Below are 18,293 nucleotides of genomic sequence, written 5' to 3'. Positions count from 1 at the left end.
CGCCTTGGGGTGCAACTGTACGGCACGGGAGTGGTAATTCGGCCTTGATCAGCGCGCCCGGTCAATTCGCCCCGCGGTTAATCTCTCGAGCGTTTCGTTTGCAAGCGCCTCGCCCTCATTCACCGGCAACGGTCCATTAGAGCAAGTTGACCACCCGTCATCTCCATGCATGTCATTCGGCCGGCAATCTTTAGGGGCCGATCCTGCGACAACCGTCCCCATCATTCCGCCATCGCTCGGTCCCTGGGGCGTTCGTTATGTCGGCCCATTGGCCGGATCGCCGGAACTCAGCTTTCACCTCTCTGCCCCTTACGCGAGTCGGAGCGAGTGAATTACCGCCGCTCAATCGAAGCATGGCATACGAGATTGCATCTCCGTCAGAGATGCAGTTCATGCCTGGAGTCTCGACGATTGCCCCAACAGTAAAACCGGTGCTGGGATCTCGTAGTTTTTGAGTGTGCTCCATCGCACCCTTACCTTGTGGCCGGTGACAGCGGCGATGCAGCGGTATTCGGTGCTCGAGTAGATAAATGTGCCCGCATTTTGCCGCTCTCAGGCAGGGGTGCTTCTTTCCGTGGTCCCTTTAGGAATGATAATCATTCGCTGCGTCGTCGCGTATAGGCGCTGGCCAAGCTGCTGAGTATCACAAGCGAGTCTGACTCGCCTCGTTCTCGCATCCCGATGGCAATGGTCGCGTGGACGGAGGGCTACATTACTGCAGCGAACACGGGACTGAAGCACTTAGGTCAGCCTCGATACGATCTCGGTAGCATGACCATCAATGAGATTTGGGCGTCTCTCTACGGCTTTTGTAAGGGAAATCCCGACAAACGGGTTATGGAAGGGATGGTAGAGATCATGAACAGGATGAAGCGAGAAGCGCCGTGAGGGAGCGGTTCCTTACCGGATTCCCAAATCGATCGGCACATCCGTTGAATTGGATGCTCAGAACAGCGTCGCAACAGCACGATACTCGTCAGAGTGGGTGAGCGCCTCCGCCCCCCATCCTTCATTAGCAATCGGGCAAGGTGGTGAGCGACGGTGCATGCCGGCACCTGAGGGCGTCACGAAGGGACCGGCGACGCAGTGCCGGCCTGCTTCGTGAAGTCATGGCGGCGCGCGCGAACATGTGCCAGCAAATTCACTTCATTGACGACCCCGGATTGAAAGAGAGACAGCGTGGTCGCAGCCAGAATCTGGCTGTTTATCGAGGTGCTGTACGATTTGGCGTCGGCGGCTACCTGGTCGACAACCCGCTGGCAGATTGCTCGATCCTTAGGTCTAAGGAACTGAGGTTTCGGTGCTCGTGGCATCTCGACGCCTTTAAAGGGGAAGTTGCTGTGTCCCTACGCGCGGATGCGTGGGTCTCCGCGGATGGACCGTAGACGCATTCAAACAGATAATTGCCATTCGTTTGAGTGATGTCGCCAATGGCTTGAGCCGACTTTCATTACGGATTTCTGGTTAACCGCTGCAACTGAAAACAGTCGGGGAACAGTTAGCAATCTCGCTGAAAACAGCGGCGGAACAGCGTCGGCCGACCGCTCTCACTGAGAACAGTCGAGGAACAGTGAGCCGCGCCAACAGGGGCTCACGCCTGGAGACAGAAAGGAAACCAGAGAGGCGGAAAACATTCCTCGAAAGCAGGCAACCCGCCAAAGCAGTTCACGGGCCGTTCTGGCCGTTCCCATCGGTACGCAATGACAACAAGTGGGGACAAAAGTGGGGTTCGATGGCGGGTGCTGAAAAAATACCATGATGTTTCGGCCGCTTACGACATACCGCTGGTGGAGCTGCGGCAGAAGCGCTCACGGCGAGTGCCGGCGTCATCTTCTCTAGTCGTTCTGCGCGATTGCCAGTGACGTTCCTGGCTCGCCTCCCGCAGGATAAGGGTTGCGGCGCCGACCAGGCCGGCTTGGTCACCGAGCTGCGACTGTACGATCGGCACGTCGCGGTAGGGGCATCACCCGCACTCGCCAGGAGATCGAATCCGTTGGCGAGGCCGCCGCCCATCACGATCAGATCAGGCGACTAGAGGTGCAACAGGTTGGTGAAGCCGATGCTCACCAGGAATTGGAAGTCTTCGATGCGCCACCTGCCGACCTCAGCACCTCTAAGCGCGAACGTCTGGTGTAATGCCCGATGCGCCCGGTCGTAGGGCATCTCGCTGTTACATCGGGGTGACAATAGCACCGCCACGGTGGCGTCAACCGGTTACAGAGGGCGAGAAATATCTGCGGCCTTCTGGGAGTGAAGTGTCAGTGTCCCCAGGGGCTGCGTAGGCGTGTCGTCGGTTGGCTGTTAGCCCGGTCACCGGAACGCTCTACGCCTCGCAAGCGGTATAGCGAAATCTCGTGAACGCAAGGTCGAGCTGCATTCTCGTTCTTTATCGGCGACGAGCGGCGACCGGGAGAGATGGATACCATGCACATGGGGCGTCTGGAAGTTGGCAGGACATGGGCACGGGGCGGCCCGCGTGCAGGCTCATGGCTGAGCGGTGCGATGACCACGCAGCGCCACCTCGCAGCGATCCTGGCTTGCGACGTGGTCGGCTATTCGCGCCTGACGGAGCGCGACGAGCGCGGGACCCTCGAGCGGCTGAAGATCTACCGGAAGGACCTCCTCGAACCGCTGGTCTCCGAGCACGGGGGTCGGATCGTCAAGCTCACCGGCGACGGCATGCTGTGTGAGTTCGCGAGCGTCGTTAACGCGGTGACCTCGGCAATGGCGATCCAGCAGGCTCTGGCAAAACACGAAGCGGAGACGCCGAAGGAAGAGCGGATTCGCTTCCGCATCGGCGTCAATCTCGGCGACGTGGTCTGCGAGGAAGACGGCGACCTCTACGGCGACGCGGTCAACATCGCCGCCCGCCTCGAAAGCATCGCCGACCCCGGCACGGTGGTCGTCTCGGGCACCGCCTACGACCACCTTCAGGGCAAGCTCGGCTGCGGCTTCACGCCGCTCGGCAACCTGCGCCTCAAGAACATCGAGCGGCCTGTGCGCGCCTACCGCGTCGAGACCGACGCCAGCGCCTCGGTGGCTGCACCGCCTCCGCTGCCCGAGAAACCCTCGATCGCGGTTCTGCCTTTCACCAACATGAGCGGCGACCCCGACCAGGAATACTTCGCCGACGGACTGGTGGAGGACATCATCACGGGATTGAGCCGGGTGGACTCCTTCTTCGTGATCGCCCGCAACTCGTCCTTCACCTACAAGGGCCGGGCGGTGGACCTGCGCCAGGTCGGGCGCGAGCTGGGCGTCCGCTACGTGCTCGAAGGCAGCATCCGCAGAGCAGGATCGCGGGTGCGCATCAGTGGGCAGTTGGTGGACGCGATCAGCGGACATCATGTCTGGGCCGATCGCTTCGAGGGCGACGTGAGCGACATCTTCGACCTGCAGGACAAGGTGACCGAGAGCGTCGTCGGCGCTGTCGAACCGAGCATCCGGCTGCAGGAGATCAAGCAGGCGCGCATGAAGCCGACCGACTACATCAGCGCCTACGACCTCTACCTTCGCGCGCTGCCGCGCTTCTACAGCATGACGCGCGAAGGCTTTGCCGACGTGCGCCGGCTCACCAACGAGGCTCTCAGCATCGACCCTGGCTTCACCTTGGCGAAGGCACTTGGCTCCTATATCCGCAGCCTTTCCGTGAGCCAGTGCTGGCACGAGCCGGACGATATCCGAGTCGCCGCGCGCATGGCGCGCGAGGTACTGGCGGAAGCGCGCGACGACCCCACAAGCCTACGTTTCGCCGCGCAGGTGATCGCCTACAGCGCGAAGGACTACGAGATGGCGCTGCGCACGATCGAACGATCCCTGCTGCTTAACCCCAATTCGGCGCAGGGCCATACAGGCAGCGGCTGGGTGAACGCACATTCCAGCCGCCCGCTCGTCGCCATCGAACACTTTCACCGGGCAATGCGGCTGAGCCCGGTCGACCCCGAAAACGGCATCGCGCTCTCCGGCATCGGGATGAGCTACCTGATGCTCGAGCGCTACGAGGAAGCGCTTGCATGGGGAGAACGCGCGCTGCACGAGATGCCGAACTACGGCTCCTCGCACCGGGTTGTGATCATGGCACTGGTCAAACTCAATCGCCTGGACGAGGCGCAGGCGGCGGCGCGGCGGCTGATGGAGGCGTTCCCGACCTACACGCTCACCCTGCAGAGACAGATCAACCCGTGGCTGGACGAGGTGTTCGCCGAGCGCTATGTCGAGGCGCTGGGCATCTCCGGTGTGCCGGAGTAATCGTCGCGGTAGCAAAGATGCCCGGCGAAGCGATGTCCCTTGCCACCGCGTCGCTTCTGGAAGGACAGTTCTCTGGCCGGCCTGTCTGAGGATTGACGAGACTACCGACGGTCGAGACAAATGTGGCCGTTGGGTCAGGTGAGGGACAGACCCTGCGCCGACCTCACACCAGCCAGCTTTCGGCCCGAAACGTCATTCTTGACGCAATTTGCGAGGATCAGTCCGCGCGAGGCGGGGTTGCGCAAGAAGCATGGTTCAATCGAAAAAGCCCGCATCCTCTTCGCTCAGATACTTCCTGGCTGCTTCGGCGTCGATATCGAGGCCCAGCCCCGGCGCTTCCAGCAGGTCCACCATGCTGTCCTTCACGATCTGCGGCGGCAGGCCGATTACAAGATCCTCCCACCAGGGATCGGAGGCGCTCGGGTATTCGAACGCGATGTAGTTGGCGGGCAGAGTGGCGCAGACATTGATCAGCGCGCCGAGGCCGAGAAGGCCGTTCGCGGTGCCGTGCGGTGCCATCAGGATCGAATGCATGTAGGCGTGCTCGGCGACCCATTTGAGCTCGGCAATGCCGCCAATATCGGCCGGATCGGGGCCGATGACGCGCACCGCCTGCGTTTCGATCAGCTCCTTGAAATTGTGCCGCAGGTAGATCTGCTCGCCGGTATGAATTGGCGTCGAGGTCGAGGTGGTCAGCTCCCGATAGGCCTGCGGATTGACCCACGGCACATAGTCGCCGGTCAGCATGTCCTCGAGCCACATCAAATTGTACTTCTCGACCGCGCGAGCGAACTTGATCGCATCGGGCAGCATCCAGCCCGGGCCGCAGTCGAGCGCCAGGCTGACCTTGTCGCCCAGCACTTCCTTCATCGCGATCACGCAGTCGAGCATGTGGTTGAAACCGCGCTCGCTGATGGCGCCCTGATCCATGGCACCGTGATAGCCAGCCTTCTTCTGCGTCACGCCGTAATGGAAGTCCTCGATGGTGTCCTTCATGTTGGAGTGGAACGAGATCCCTTGCTTGATCATGAAGAAGTTCTGCGGCTGCTCCATCATCCATTTCACGTCAGCGGCGTAGTCCTCCGGCCGGTCCCCCGTTCGCTTCTGGCGGATCGAGCCGTTATAGACCCGCACCTTGTCGCGCACCTTGCCGCCGAGCAGTTTGTAGGCCGGCACGCCTGCGGCCTTGCCGGCAATGTCCCACAGCGCATGCTCGATAGCGCTTACCGCCGCGCCATAGGGCTTGAAAGAGCCGCGTTGGCGGATCTTCAGCATCACCCGCTCGACGTCGGTCGGGTCCTCGCCGATCAGCGCCTCGCGGAAATGCAGCACCCAAGGCTTGAGATAGGTCTTGGTGAACTCGACTTCGCCAAGTCCATAGAGGCCCTCGTCGGTAACGATGCGGACGATTGGATGTTTGCCGATGACGGCGCAGCGGAGGTCGGTGATCTTCATCTTCGGTTCTTTTCGCCTCAGCTCCAGGTACGGTCCCAGGAATACTCGTTGTCCCAGTGATCCGTGGGCTGCCAGATGCCGGTGACGCCCGGCTGCAGATGCTGCGAGATCACCTCGTCGACGACGTCGTCGATCCCCAGGCCCGGTTTGTCCGGAACAGTGATAAAGCCGTCCTTCACGAGCGGCTTGGGAACGCCGGTGACGATATCGTCCCACCAGTCGACGTCGGCAGAGTGGTATTCGAGCGCCATGAAGTTTTCCGTCGCGGTCGCGACATGTGCCGCGGCCATTGCGGCGATTGGACTTTCGGCCATGTGGATGGCCATTGCGACGCCGTGGTCCTGCGCCATGTCGCCGATCTTCTTGGTCTCGAGTATGCCCCCGCTGGTGAGCAGGTCAGGATGGATAATGGAGAGGCCGCCGCTCTTGAGCAGGGGCTCGAAGCCCTCCTTAAGGTAGATGTCCTCGCCGGTGCAGATCGGCACCGTGGTCGCGGCCTGTAGTTGCCGGTACTGCTCGGTGTACTGCCATGGGATCACATCCTCGAGCCAGGCCGGCACGTATTTTTCAATCCGCCTGGCGAGCCGAATACCGTTCTGCAGCGAGATGTGGCCGACATGGTCAATGGCGAGCGGAATATCCATGCCGATAATTTCGCGAACCTCGGCAATATACTGTTCAAGCAGGTCGAGACCCTTGTCGGAAAAGTGGAGGCCGGTAAACGGGTGGGCAATGTTGTGCAAATCGTACGCGGCGTTGCGGGCGCGTCGCTCTTCAAGGGTCTTGACCGGGCCGCGGCCGGGATGGACGCGGTACCCTTCAAGTGAGCCGGCAGGAGACACGACCGCACCGGGGACATCCGCGATCTGCATCAGCCCCAGATCCATCTTGAGGAAGGTGAAGCCGAGCTCCATGCGCTGCTTGAGACGCTTGCCGGTCTCGGTGCCGCTCGGCACGGTCGCGTCGGTGTCGCAATAGACGCGCACCTTCTCCCGAAACCGGCCGCCGAGCATCTGGTAGATGGGCACACCATAGGCCTTGCCGGCGAGATCCCACAACGCAATCTCGACCGCCGAGACGCCGCCGCCTTGCCGGCCGTGCCCACCGAACTGCTTGATCCGGCGAAACAGGCGGTCGATGTCGCAAGGGTTTTCGCCAAGCAGCCGGCTCTTCAGCATCAGCGCGTAGCTGGCACTGGCGCCGTCGCGCACCTCGCCAAGCCCGACGATACCCTGGTTGGTGTAAATCTTGAGCAGGGTCGAGGTGAACGGCGCGCCGACGATTTCGGCTACCCGCATGTCGGTGATGCGAAGCTGGGATGGCTTGGAGTTCGCGTTCATCCGATTGAGCGCCTCGTCGGCGCCACCTGTCTTTGCCATTACCTATCCTCGTTTCGGCTTGTCGCCCCGCACCCTGAACCGGTATTAGAGTGTTGCTAGCCCAGCTCAATCTCATGAGCTTGCAGGTAGTCGCGGTCCATCTCGACACCGAGACCAGGCTTCGAGGTCAGCTTCAGGCTGCCGTTCGAAATGGCGAGTGGTCTGTCGATCAGGTGATCGTATTTGCCCAGGTTCCACTCCGATGTTTCAAGTTTGTAGAAGTTGGGAACGGTCATCATCACCTGCGCTCCCGCAACCACGTTGATCGGTCCCCCGGCGTCGTGTGGCGAGACCGGGACGTAGTAGGCTTCGCACAGAGCAGAAATCTTCTTCAGTTCGGTAATGCCGCCGGTCCAGGTAACGTCGGGCATGATGTAGTCGGCGAGCCTGTTCTCGAGTACCGGCACGAAATCCCACTTCGTGTGGCCGCGCTCGCCCCACGAGATGGCGGTATTGACCTTCTCACGCACCTGCTTGAGGGCGTTAAGGCTCTCGGGCGGGCAGGGCTCCTCAAACCAGTCGATCTGGCCGGCCTCCTCGAGGCTCCGACAGAGGCGAATGGCGGTGGGGACGTCGAAGCGGCCATGCGCATCGATGAGAATGTCGACATCGGGTCCTGCCGTTTCGCGGATCAGAGCCGTGAGTTCGGCGGCTTCGCGCTCGTCCTTGCGGGTCATGCTGCCATCGAGGTAGCCGTCCCGCTGTTCGCGGGGCAGGCCATCGGCGCTGCGGCCCTGGTGTGGATAAGGATCGAACTTGAGCGCAGTGTGTCCGGACTCGACAATATCCAGAATTTCGCGAACCACAGCCTCCTTGCTGGTGAATTTGGCCTGGTTGGGGTGGGTGTAGAGCGCGATTTCGTGGCGTACCGGTCCGCCAAGCAGCTCGTAAATCGGCTTGCCGAGGACTTTGCCCCTGATATCCCAGAGTGCTATGTCGATGGCGCTCACGCATTCGACGGCGGCGCCGCGGCTTCCCATGTAGGTGAAGCTGCGGAAGATCTTGTGCCAGAGATGCTCGATACGCGCCGGATCCTCGCCTGTCACGGCGACGCCGATCTGCCGCAGGATCGTGCAGAGAGCGCGGTTGGCGAGCCTTGTCGTGGTGGTGATCTCTCCCCAGCCACTCACTCCCTCGTCGGTCGTCACTTCGACGAACAGGAACTCTCCCCAGTAAGAAGCATCGGACTTGATCAGCCACGGCCGAATGCTCGTGATTTTCATCTCAACTACCTTTGCCTGAAAATGCTCAGTTAGCGATGTTCTGGACTGGACGTTCTATCCGGCCCGAGCGGCGTTGCGCGCTCGCATCTGTTCGAGAATATGCCGGCCCGAACCCTCGACATGGCGGGAAACGAGTTCGGCCGCCTTGTCGGCCTCTCCCGCTTTCACGAGCGCGATGAGTTCGCGGTGCTCGCGCATGATCGCGGCACGTCGCGCCAGCGTGAAATTGAAACGACGGCTCACGGCTCGCAGCACTTCGCGATGTTTCCACCAGAGCTCGGCGGCGTGGCGGTTGTAGTGCCGCTGGTACATCACCGTGTGGAAAGCGGTATCCAGCTCGCTGTGCCTGAATGTGTCGGCGAAGTTGTTCTCTTCGATCAGGCCTTGGAGACGTTCGAGTTCGGCGATGTCCTCGCCGGTAGCCATGTTCACAAACCATCGTGTCAGGGCTGGCTCGATTAGAACACCGATCTCGTAGATATCCCGGACAAAATCCTGATCGATGGGTCGGACGCGCGCCCCGCGGTTGGCGACAAAGGTGACAAAGCCTTCGCCGCGCAACAGCTGCAGGGCCTCGCGCACAGGATTGGTCGAGGTGCCGTGACGCCGGGCGAGATCGGTGACCACAAGCCGTTCGTTGGCGGCAAGCCGTCCTTCGATGATGTCTTCCCTGATCAGTTCATAGAGCGAGGCGCCCTCGCTTGAGGCCCCGATGGGATCAGTCCCGACCGGTGGCATCGCTTTGAAATCGCTTATTTCGGCCAAGGCCGGCTCCCTAATTTAATACATACCTTGCCCGATATCACACACGGCTTTCGCAAACAATGTACGATTCTGCGCGTTGACAGGCAATCCATGATCTGAAAACGTACCAAGCGATCGAGAGGATACACTGATCTGAAAGAAGCATCATCGCGATCGAAACGAGCAAGGACCGCTTTGCTTCGGCGCAGGGCGGCATGGGAGAACCAGGGAGGATACCTATGACGAGAATTGCGCTCGGCAGTGCCGTCCTGCGCGGCACTGTCGCCACTGCTTTGATGGCATCCCTGACGTCTACATCGGCGCTGGGTGCACCGCCGGTTGACCTGAGCAAGTGGTCGCCGGAATATGTGCGCTCGATTGCGGGCACACAGGATTTTGACACGGCGGCCGATTGCGCCAAGGTCACCCCGCTCGACTACAAGGGGCGACTGACTTTCTGGTATCAGGGCGTGTTCGAGGGCGACCCCGACCTCCTGCGCCAGTACTACAAGGAATTCTTCGAGACCTTCCGCAAGACATATCCGAACATCCAGCTCGAGGAACAAGCCCTCACCTACAACGACCTTCTCGACAAGTTCCGCACCGCGCTCCTGGGCAATGCCGCGCCGATGGCGGTCCGCCTGCAAATCCTGGGTGGTACCGAGTTCGCCTCAAAGGGCTATCTGCAGCCGCTCAAGCCCGAGGACGTGGGGTATTCGACCGAGGATTTCTGGCCCGGCGCCATGAAGGCAGTGACCTGGGAGGGCGTGACCTACGGCATTCCGACCAACAACGAGACGATGGCGTTCATCTGGAACGCCGACATCTTCAAGCGTGCGGGCCTCGATCCGGACAAGCCTCCGGCAACCTGGGAAGACGTCGTCAAATATTCCAAGCAGATCCACGACAAGCTCGGCATTGCCGGCTACGGCCTCGTGGCTCGCAAGAATGCCGGCAATACGCCGTACCGTTTCATGCCACAGCTATGGGCCTATGGCGGCGGCGTCTTCGACGAAGCCACCGCAAACCCGACCTATGAGCAGGTCCAGCTCGATAGCCCGCAGAGCAAGGCAGCGCTGCAAGCCTCGTACGACATGTATGTTCGCGACAAGTCGGTTCCGGTCTCGGCACTCACCAACCAGCAGGCCGATAACCAGCCCCTGTTCGTCGCCGGCCAGCTCGGCATGATGATCTCGCACCCGTCCGATTACAACGTCATGCTCGACCTGCAGAAAAAGGCGACGGGCACCGACAAGGACAAGGCGCAGACGGTCATCGACAACATGCGCTACGGCCTGATCCCGACTGGTCCCGACGGCAAGCGCGCCGTCGTGTTCGGCGGCTCGAACATTCACATCCTGAAGCCCGAATATGTCGAGGGCGGCAAGGTAGACGAACCGGCTGCGAAAGCTATCATCTGCATGTGGACGAGCCCTGAATGGTCGCTGAAGATGGCCTACGCCGGATCAAACCCGGGCAACCTCAACGGCTTCAAGACCAAGTGGATGAAGGAACGTCTGGACAACATCAAGTTCCTCGACGTCACCACCTCGATGCTGCCATACGGCATCCCGTTCCCAGCGCTGCCGCAGGCCCCCGAGATCATGAACATCATCATCCCGGACATGCTGCAGAATGCCCTGACCGGAGCGATGACCGTCGACGAGGCAGCGGACGACGCGGCTAAGAAGGTAAAAGACCTGATGGGCGGACTGTAGCCCAGGCCTGACCTACGACCTGACCGGCTGCGCCGCTGGCGCAGCCGCCTCGTTCCGAAGAAAAAGGGCACGCCACAAGTGACGATCGTGACCGGCAAGGCCGAGGCTCGCCGAAGATTGCAACCCGGTACATCCGGCACGCTGCGGAAGATCTGGGCGCATCGCGCGGACTACGCGTACGTGCTCCCAGCGATCGCCGTCATGCTCATCGTCATCGCCTATCCGATCTACTACACGGTCGAGCTGTCGTTTTTCAAGACGCCGCCCGGCCTGCAGCTCCGCGACAAGACCTTCATCGGCTTCGACAATTACACGACCATCCTGACCAGTCAGGTGTTCTGGAAAGTCACCTGGAACACACTGATCTGGACTCTGGGGTCAACTTTCATCTCCTTTGTCCTGGGGTTTGCCACAGCGCTTGCGCTCCACCGCGACTTCATCGGCCGTGGTGTCCTGCGCGCTGTCTTGATCATCCCTTGGGTCATCAGCGCAGTCGCCGCCTCCTATATCTGGAAGTGGATCTACCATTCGGACTTCGGGATCATCGGCGCGGTGCTGGTGGGCCTCGGATTGGCCGACCAGCCGCCGAATTTCATCGACAATGTCAGCACGGTGCTGCCCTCCCTGATCGTCGTCAATATCTGGCGCGAGTTTCCGTTTGCCATGATCATGATGATGGCCGGCCTGCAGACTGTCCCCGATCAGTTGCTGCGTGCCGCAACAGTCGACGGGGCCAACGCATGGCAGCGCTTCTGGCACGTCACCTTCCCGCACTTGCGCAACGTCTCGGTGGTGACGATGCTGCTGCTCGCGGTGGCCAACTTCAATTCCTTCATCATCCCCTGGATCATGACGGGCGGCGGGCCGTCGAATGCATCGCACATCTGGATAACCCACATTTATGAGCTCGCCTTCGGACGGCAGCGCTGGGGCGTGGCATCGGCCTATTCGGTGCTCCTGTTCCTCACACTGATGACGCTGGGCTACTTCTACGTCCGTGCGTTAAGCGGCAACGAGCGGAAAGAGGGGAGCGCATGAGCACGATTGCCGAGACGGCACCTCCAGCCCAGACCCGTCGCCGCATGCGCGTCGACGGATGGCGGTGGGCGGGGCGCATCTTCCTCGTATTCATGCTGCTTTATACCGCGTTGCCGATGATCTGGATGCTGATCACCTCGATCAAGTCCGGATTCGCGGCGACGCAATTCCCGCCGCAATGGTGGCCGGACGAACCTACCCTCGCCAGCTACCAGAAACTGCTCGATCCGCAGAACAGCGTCGGCCAGGACTTCCTCCGCTTCTTCTGGAACAGCCTTTTCGTGTCGACCGTCACGACAATCCTTTCCGTGATCGTGGCTGTCCCTGCGGCCTACGCGTTTTCGCGCTTCAGTTTCCCCGGCCGCAATTTCCTGTTCTTTGCCGTGCTGCTGCGCAATATGTTCCCGGCGGTGATCTTTCTCGTGCCACTCTTCATCCTGATGCGCGCGATCGGTCTGATAAACACGCATGGCTCGCTGATCCTCACCTATCTCACCTTCGGCCTGCCGCTGGCGATCTGGCTGCTCAAAGGTTTTTACGACAACATCCCGGTGCAGCTCGAGCAGGCGGCGCGCATCGATGGCGCAACACGGTTCCAGGCCTTCATCATGATCGTGATGCCGCTCTCGACGCCGGGGATCATCGCCACCGCAATCTATTCCTTCATCGGCGCGTGGAACGAGTACATCTACGCCTACACCTTCCTCTCCAAGAACGAGCAGTTGACGCTGCCGGTCGGCATCCAGCGTTTCTTCTCGGAAAATACGACGGACTTTCCGGGCCTGATGGCAGCCAGCTTCATGATGAGTGTGCCCGTCGTGGTGCTGTTCCTGGTCCTGCAACGATACTTCGTACGCGCCCTTACAGAAGGCGCGGTCAAGCACTAGGGAGTTGCCGATGGCCCACGTGGTCCTCCAAGATCTCGTCAAGAGCTATGGCAGCTTCAAAGCTGTCAACCACGTCTCGCTGACGGTCAATGACGGCGAGTTCGTTGCGCTCGTCGGCCCTTCAGGCTGCGGCAAGACAACCACGCTCAATCTCGTCGCCGGGCTGACCCCGATCACATCGGGCGACATCATCATCGGCGAGCGCGTGGTCAACGACCTCGACCCCAAGGACCGGGACATCGCAATGGTGTTCCAGAACTATGCGCTCTACCCGCAGAAATCGGTCTACAAGAACCTGGCATTCCCGCTTCAGATGCGCAAACTCCCCAGGGACGAGATCGACAAGAAGGTCAAGGAAGCGGCACGAGTGCTCGACATGACGCACCTGCTCGAGCGCAAGCCGCGCGAACTTTCAGGCGGGCAGCAGCAGCGTGTGGCCCTTGGCCGTGCCCTCGTTCGCGACCCCGCCGTGTTTCTCATGGACGAGCCACTGTCTAACCTCGATGCCAAACTGCGCGTGCAGATGCGGTCGGAAATCAAGCGTTTCCACCAGGACCTAAAGGCGACGATCATCTATGTGACGCACGACCAGCTCGAAGCCGTGACCATGGCTGACAAAATGGCGGTGATGAATGGCGGCTACCTGCAGCAATACGATTCACCGGCGCAGGTCTTTGCCCATCCGGTAAACATGTTCGTCGCCAGCTTCATCGGCAGCCCGGCGATGAGCCTTATTCCGCTGGAGGCCTCGATGGCAAACGGCAACACGGTGTTGACCGGCGCCGAGGGCTGGCGCCTTGAACTCTCGCCGCTCAATGCCCAGAAGGTCGCGAAAGCGACGACGAGGAAAGTCGTGCTCGGTGCACGTCACTCGACGATCAAGCTCCACAAGAGTGCGGTACCAGGCAGCGTCCCGGCCAAAGCCTATACGGTGGAGCCGACCGGAGACGTCACCTTCGTTCAGGCGTTCCTGTCCGGAGCCATCGTCAACGTCAGCGTGCCGCCAAACGTTGCCGTCTCGCCCGACGAGCAGATCTGGCTCGAGTTCGATCAGGAGCGGATGCATCTGTTCGACGGCGAAACTGAAATGGCCCTCAAGGCCAACTGAGATAGGGCGGATGCGCGTGAAACGTGGGCGTGGATGACCGAGAAGCTTAAGATCACCGCGATCAAGCCCTATCCGGTGTGGGTAGGAACGCGCAATCAGATGCTCGTCAAGGTCGAGACCGACCAAGGCATCTTCGGTTGGGGCGAGAGCGGCTTGAGCGGTCGCGAGAGGGCCGTGGCCGGCGCGGTCGAGCACTATCGCGAGTTTCTCATCGGCCGCGACCCGATGCAGATCGGGCGGATCTGGCAGGAGGTTTACCGCAGCCAGTACTTCGAAGGCGGGCGAGTCCTTCAGGCGGCGATTTCCGCCCTCGACATCGCCCTTCACGACATCAAGGGCCAGGCGCTGGGCGTGCCGGTCTACGAGCTGCTGGGCGGCAAGCAGCGCGACCGTATTCCCACCTTTGCCTCGACCGGCGACGAGGCCGAGGGCGATGTTGCCATCGAACGGGCCCGCGAACTTCGCGCACATGGGTGGCAGGCGATCCGCTTCTTCCCGTTCGGGCAAAACAGCGAGGACATCTTCGAGCCGCGCGAGTCCATCGGCGCTACCGCAAGTATGCTGAACAAGGCGCGCGAGGTGCTGGGCGACGACGTGGTCCTCGGCCTCGACTATCACCATCGGCTGTCGGTGGCAGAGGCGGCGAGCTTCTGCAACAAGCTCGGCCGCGGCGTGCTTGATTTCCTCGAGGAGCCGATACGGGCCGAGACGCCGGAGGCCTATGAATCGCTGCGCACGATGACCGACATCCCCTTTGCCATCGGCGAGGAATTTGCCAGCAAGTGGCAGTTCCTGCCCTACATCGAGCGCGGCATCCATCAGTTCAACCGGATCGATGTTTGCAATGTCGGCGGGCTCACCGAGGCGATGAAAATCGCTGGCTGGAGCGAGGCGCATTATGTGGACCTGATGCCGCACAATCCGCTTGGTCCAGTGTGCACGGCCGCGACCGTGCATCTCGCCGCCGCGGTACCCAACTTCGCGTGGCTAGAGACCAGGGCGCCCGAAACAAAGCTGGCCTTCGACAATTCTGACTTCTTCCCCGTGCAACCACGGCTCGACGGGACTGATTACCCGGTCGGCGATCTGCCGGGGCTCGGCGTCGAGGTCAACGAAGTCGCAGTCCAGGCGCAGAGTTTGCGTTTCTGGGAAGCGCCTCACCTTAAGCGCCGCGACGGTTCTGTTACGAACTGGTAGTTCCATTCAATCGGAGTCCACAATGACGCATACTTCCGACATCGCGCGGCCGCCTAAAGACCTGATCGACGCACTGAGGGAGATCGGCGCCGCGACGGTTGCCGGCACGCTTGGCCACATGGGCTTCCGCAATCCGCACATGGTCGGTCCGGTGGCGCAAAACCGCGGGAAGTCGATCGTCGGGCCGGCGCTGACGCTGCAGTTTCTACCGCAGCGGCCTGACCTCTTCACCGAAGGAGAATATGCCGATCCGGAGACGCAGCTGCACCGGCACGTGCTCTATCACGCGCAGGAGGGCGATGTGGTCGTGGTCGACGCGCGCGGCGACATGAGCTCGGGCGTCTTTGGCGATATGATGTCGACATATTTCAAGGGCAGGGGCGGGGCGGGTATCGTAATCGACGGTTGCATGCGCGATCGGCCCAATGTGGAAAAGCTCGATCTGCCCCTATGGCTGCGCGGCTGGACGCCAAACTATCATGTGCAGACCAGTATCTATCCCAATGCCGTCAACGTTCCGATTGCCTGCGGCGGTGTCACGGTGATCCCCGGCGACATCATCGTCGCTGACGACGACGGCGTGGTGGTGCTTCCCGTCGTGATGGCCCCGAAGGTGATCGAAGAATCACAGAAGCATTACGATTGGGAGGAGTTTTCGCGAGCCAAGCTCATGGAGGGCGGCCCGTTGCAACGCTACTATCCGCTGCATGACGATGCCCGCGGGGAGTACGAGGAGTGGCGCAACGCAAATCGCTTGGAGAACCCGAGTTAGCACATCCATCATCTCGTGGCGGGGCCGGGGAGTCGAGTTTCGTAGTCGGGCGCCCACTGCACTGCACTGAACGATCGAGAGGGTCCGGCTCCCGCCATCTCGTGCGGGCACCAAGCGTTACACTATGCGGACCTCCAATGGCGAACCGGAAGCATCATAAGCGCCTAGAAGCTGACGTAGCACCCGGTGTTCGGCAGCATCGGCGCGCTGCTTGACATCGGGCCAACCGCCGGTTTGTTTCAGCCGTAACCGATTGCCCGAATCCCGAAATCACCGCGTAACATGGCCTGCTGAGATTCGAACCAGCGCGGTCATTTTCGCGCGCGGTCCGACTCACGAGGAGTGAAATAATGCCGTGTGGCACGGTGTCAGCAGCGTTGCTGGCCCGGCTGGCGGTGCGAACGATGGCGCGATTGTCTTCCCGCAGGAGGCCCTTGATCGGCGTGCCGGACTGTCGGGACGATATCCAGGGCGGCGCAGGAGAAGCCTGCGCTGATTTCAGCAACTTGTCTGAACAGTCAAGCTGTCTCACGCGGTGACACCACACCGTGCTAACCGGAATTGCTGGATTAGTGCCGGCCGCGGCGCCATGAGACAGATATCCCGCAAGTTGATCGGGTTGCAGGGCCCAGCCTGGCGGTATTGGTTAACGAAGTCAGCGGAGAGCTTACCGACTAGTTGCTCAAGCCGGTTCGGCGTACGCGAGAACCGCCCGGTGGCCGGTTGGTCGATACCGGTGCTTCTAGGGCCACTGCGTGAGATGAATGCCGGCGATCGATATGGCACTCCCCAGACGATGAAGTTGTGCTTCCCGTTGGCAGCAGCAGATCCAGGAACCTTAACCCTTCTAAGAAGTTATCAGTCCACTCTAAGGGACAGTGTCATGATCCGCAGGACACAAACGGTCGGCGTTCTTTTGGCGATCTCTTTAGGCGCCACCGTCGTGTCACTTCTGCTTCAGAGGTACTTCGGCCGAACCGCCCCACTGATCCATATCGGAAAGGTGTTGGCAGCCACGGGCGCCGCTGGCTTTGCTCTGTGGATCGGACGCAATGGATGAGCTGACGGCTTCCAAGAAAAATCAACCGACTTCTTCTGTCTCTCCCGTGAAGAAGACGATCCTCGGCAGATTGGGGCCGGGCCTCATCACTGGCGCGTCGGACGATGATCCATCCGGGATCGGTACCTATAGCCAGGCGGGGGCCCAGCTCGGGTTCGGGATTGGATGGACGATGCTGCTGACCTATCCTCTGATGGTTGCGATCCAGGAAATCAGTGCGCGTATCGGAAGGACTACCGGCCACGGCATCGCAGGCAATCTGTGCCGCCACAATCCGAATTGGCTTCTACAGTCCATCGTAACTCTTCTGTTCGTCGCAAATACCGTCAACATCGGCGCCGATCTCAGCGCCATGGCCGATGCGACGAAGCTTCTAATCGGCGGCCCGACCGTTCTGTATGTCGTCCTGTTCGCAGCCATTTGCGTAATTGGAATCGTTTTCGTGAACTACGATCGCTACGCGCTCATCTTGAAATGGATGACGTTGAGCCTGTTCTCGTATGTCGCTGTCGTGTTTGCTGTGCAAGTTCCCTGGGCCGAAGCACTGGGTGGCGTGCTGGTCCCGCGAATTGTCTGGAGCAACGAGTTCTTCACTACGCTTCTCGCTATCTTCGGCACGACGATTTCGCCCTATCTCTTCTTCTGGCAGGCGTCAGAGGAGGCCGAAGAGGTCCATGCAAATCATCGCAGAAAATCGTTGTTGAGGGCTCCACGCCAGGCGGTCGACGCGTTCTCGCGAATACGCGCCGACACTCTCATAGGCATGGCATTCTCCAACGTCATCGCGCTGGCGATCATCTTCGCGACCGCGGCGACCTTGAACAAAGCCGGCATCACCGACGTCGAGACATCCGCTCAGGCGGCCGAGGCGCTGCGGCCGATCGTCGGCGATTTTGCCTTTGCTATCTTCGCTTTCGGCATCGTCGGGACAGGGTTGCTGGCGGTACCGATCCTGGCCGGCGCGGCGGCTTACGCCATTGGCGAGGCGAGACGATGGCCCGTGGGGTTGTCGCGCAGACCTAAGGAGGCTGTGGCGTTTTACAGCACTCTTGCCGCGGCCACGGGGCTCGGAGCAGCGATCACGTTCAGTCCAGTCGATCCAATCAAGGCGCTGTATTGGACAGCCGTCGTCAACGGTGCCGTCGCCGTTCCGGTCATGACGGTCATGATGATAATGACAGCCCAGCCGAAGGTCATGGGCGACTTCACCGTCAAGGGCTGGCTGCGCTGGCTGGGATGGGCCTCCACGATCGCTATGGCGATGTGCATGGTCGGAATGCTCATGAGCTGGTTCATGTGACAGCCAATCGATCACCCGCCGCAGTTCTTATGGCGGTGCAAACCAGGCCGGAAGCTATCTTCGACACTCAATCAAGGTCTCGACGCCCTAGACTAGTTTCCGTCCACAAACACGTGTATTTCGCAGCGTTTACAGAGGTTTATGCTAGGCTGGGTCGCCTTAGC

Annotated in this window: 12 protein-coding genes and 1 pseudogene; 8 read left to right on the top strand and 5 right to left on the bottom strand. The window is 60.8% G+C overall.

Translation table 11 applies throughout. The features are described 5' to 3' along the window. Positions 1 to 2,502: 2,502 nt before the first annotated feature. Positions 2,503 to 4,248: an adenylate/guanylate cyclase domain-containing protein gene (locus tag AC0L2X_RS31525; protein WP_473601093.1), complete on the top strand. Its 1,746-nt coding sequence runs from the start codon at positions 2,503 to 2,505 to the stop codon at positions 4,246 to 4,248. A gap of 255 nt (positions 4,249 to 4,503) precedes the next feature. Here AC0L2X_RS31525 and AC0L2X_RS31520 read toward each other — a convergent pair whose 3' ends face one another. Genes AC0L2X_RS31520 through AC0L2X_RS31505 form a run of 4 tightly spaced genes read right to left on the bottom strand, consistent with a single transcriptional unit; the run spans position 4,504 to position 9,070 of the window. Beyond that, a complete protein-coding gene (locus tag AC0L2X_RS31520) occupies positions 4,504 to 5,703 on the bottom strand; it encodes a mandelate racemase/muconate lactonizing enzyme family protein (RefSeq protein WP_473554215.1) in 1,200 nt (399 codons plus the stop codon). 17 nt (positions 5,704 to 5,720) lie between these two features. Then, the gene (locus tag AC0L2X_RS31515; RefSeq protein WP_473601092.1) at positions 5,721 to 7,082 is read right to left on the bottom strand and encodes a mandelate racemase/muconate lactonizing enzyme family protein; all 1,362 of its coding nucleotides are present in this window, start codon (positions 7,080 to 7,082) and stop codon (positions 5,721 to 5,723) included. 56 nt (positions 7,083 to 7,138) lie between these two features. Continuing rightward, positions 7,139 to 8,305: a mandelate racemase/muconate lactonizing enzyme family protein gene (locus tag AC0L2X_RS31510; protein ID WP_473601091.1), complete on the bottom strand. Its 1,167-nt coding sequence runs from the start codon at positions 8,303 to 8,305 to the stop codon at positions 7,139 to 7,141. 54 nt (positions 8,306 to 8,359) lie between these two features. Continuing rightward, positions 8,360 to 9,070 (bottom strand): GntR family transcriptional regulator, encoded by a 711-nt coding sequence (locus AC0L2X_RS31505; RefSeq protein WP_023679253.1) that lies wholly within the window; start codon positions 9,068 to 9,070, stop codon positions 8,360 to 8,362. Between the two features lie 218 nt (positions 9,071 to 9,288). On the opposite strand from AC0L2X_RS31505, the gene AC0L2X_RS31500 reads away from it, so the two are divergent. The 6 genes from AC0L2X_RS31500 to AC0L2X_RS31475 all read left to right on the top strand — a co-directional run bounded on the left by AC0L2X_RS31500 (position 9,289) and on the right by AC0L2X_RS31475 (position 15,769). Continuing rightward, positions 9,289 to 10,767, top strand: coding sequence for an ABC transporter substrate-binding protein (locus tag AC0L2X_RS31500; RefSeq protein WP_473554222.1), 1,479 nt, complete (start codon positions 9,289 to 9,291; stop codon positions 10,765 to 10,767). Between the two features lie 78 nt (positions 10,768 to 10,845). After that, entirely contained in the window at positions 10,846 to 11,805 is a 960-nt protein-coding gene (locus AC0L2X_RS31495; protein WP_352493000.1) for a carbohydrate ABC transporter permease, read from the top strand. Next, positions 11,802 to 12,692, top strand: a complete 891-nt coding sequence (locus AC0L2X_RS31490; protein WP_473601090.1) for a carbohydrate ABC transporter permease — start codon at positions 11,802 to 11,804, stop codon at positions 12,690 to 12,692. Before AC0L2X_RS31495 ends, AC0L2X_RS31490 begins: the two co-directional genes overlap by 4 nt. Before the next feature lie 10 nt (positions 12,693 to 12,702). Beyond that, complete coding sequence (locus AC0L2X_RS31485) at positions 12,703 to 13,800, top strand: ABC transporter ATP-binding protein (protein WP_473601089.1); 1,098 nt, start codon at positions 12,703 to 12,705, stop codon at positions 13,798 to 13,800. 33 nt (positions 13,801 to 13,833) lie between these two features. Next, entirely contained in the window at positions 13,834 to 14,997 is a 1,164-nt protein-coding gene (locus AC0L2X_RS31480) for a mandelate racemase/muconate lactonizing enzyme family protein (RefSeq protein ID WP_473601088.1), read from the top strand. Positions 14,998 to 15,019: 22 nt separating this feature from the next. Continuing rightward, positions 15,020 to 15,769, top strand: coding sequence for a ribonuclease activity regulator RraA (locus AC0L2X_RS31475; protein ID WP_473601087.1), 750 nt, complete (start codon positions 15,020 to 15,022; stop codon positions 15,767 to 15,769). A 367-nt stretch (positions 15,770 to 16,136) separates the two neighbouring features. On the opposite strand, the pseudogene AC0L2X_RS31470 reads toward AC0L2X_RS31475, so the two are convergent. Further along, a pseudogene (locus AC0L2X_RS31470) lies at positions 16,137 to 16,275 on the bottom strand (antirestriction protein ArdC); the annotation flags it as partial. A 546-nt stretch (positions 16,276 to 16,821) separates the two neighbouring features. Between AC0L2X_RS31470 and AC0L2X_RS31465 the strand changes: the two are divergent. Beyond that, positions 16,822 to 18,129: an NRAMP family divalent metal transporter gene (locus AC0L2X_RS31465; protein WP_473601086.1), complete on the top strand. Its 1,308-nt coding sequence runs from the start codon at positions 16,822 to 16,824 to the stop codon at positions 18,127 to 18,129. The last annotated feature ends 164 nt before the right edge of the window (positions 18,130 to 18,293 follow it).

It is taken from the genome of Mesorhizobium sp. WSM4828 (assembly GCF_055811175.1).
The sequence above is the reverse complement of the archived record's forward strand: the minus strand, read 5'-3'. Positions and strand labels throughout refer to the sequence as shown.